The following is an 847-nucleotide window of genomic DNA, read 5'->3' as shown; positions in this document are numbered from 1 at the left end:
TCGACGGGTGAAACGGACGGTCGAATGCATGCCGCAGCTTGGCTCGACAAGCCGGCCGCTCGCGCAACTTGATGGGCACTCGGGAGCCGGTTATCACAATCGCGATTTTCAAGGCGTCGGCCCTCAAAGACTGGGTGTCTCGCTGCAAGTTCAGTAAGGGGGAACACTACGACTCGCTCGAGGCAGAGCTCAAGGCTTTCACCTCGGCGGCAGGAGGTTGATACATGGACGAACGCGTCATGAAGAAGTGTATCGGCAAGCCAGTGCCGGAATGGGATCTGGCGCATCGCTTGCCGATCAATCGATCCGTTGGCCCCGATGTTCAGGATTTCGGCTCGACGTTCAGCATTAATTCAACCTACATGGACGTGATCGAGCCGTCCTTTCTCGAAAAACAGTGGTTTGTCACTGGTGTCGTGTTCGCTTTCCTGTGCATGGGGATCGGACCATACGTCTACGCTTTTACTCATGCGAATGGCGCGTCAGGCGACTTCATAATGAACTGCCTAGCGATTGCGGCTGTGGTCCTTTTCGGCACGATAGTCTGGAAGCTCGGGCGCGGTCTGTTCTTTGGTCTGCGCTATCGCCCGATCCGCTTTCATCGTGAAGCCCGCAAGCTTTTTGCGATTCGTGTGCGCCGTTTCTTCGCGAAGCCCGGCGAGGGCGATGTCATTTGGGAAGCGCCGTGGACGAAAGATTCGATTTTTTGCCTGCACCGCGAAGACACGTCTTTCGGCACGATCTTCCACATCCGTCATTACACGGTCGACGACCACGGCAATGTCACTCGTGTGTTCTCGATCGGCCGGGAATGGACCGGCAAGCGGCAGGTCGAAATGGCGCTCGC

At 56.9% G+C, this 847-nt stretch carries 1 pseudogene; it reads left to right on the top strand.

Annotated elements, in window-relative coordinates:
• Positions 1-224: 224 nt before the first annotated feature.
• Positions 225-847: pseudogene (locus WS69_RS15320) on the top strand (DUF6708 domain-containing protein); the annotation flags it as partial.

The sequence above is a fragment of the Burkholderia sp. BDU5 genome (assembly GCF_001522845.1).
Lineage (GTDB): Bacteria > Pseudomonadota > Gammaproteobacteria > Burkholderiales > Burkholderiaceae > Burkholderia > Burkholderia mayonis.
This window is presented reverse-complemented; position numbering and strand designations above follow the sequence as displayed.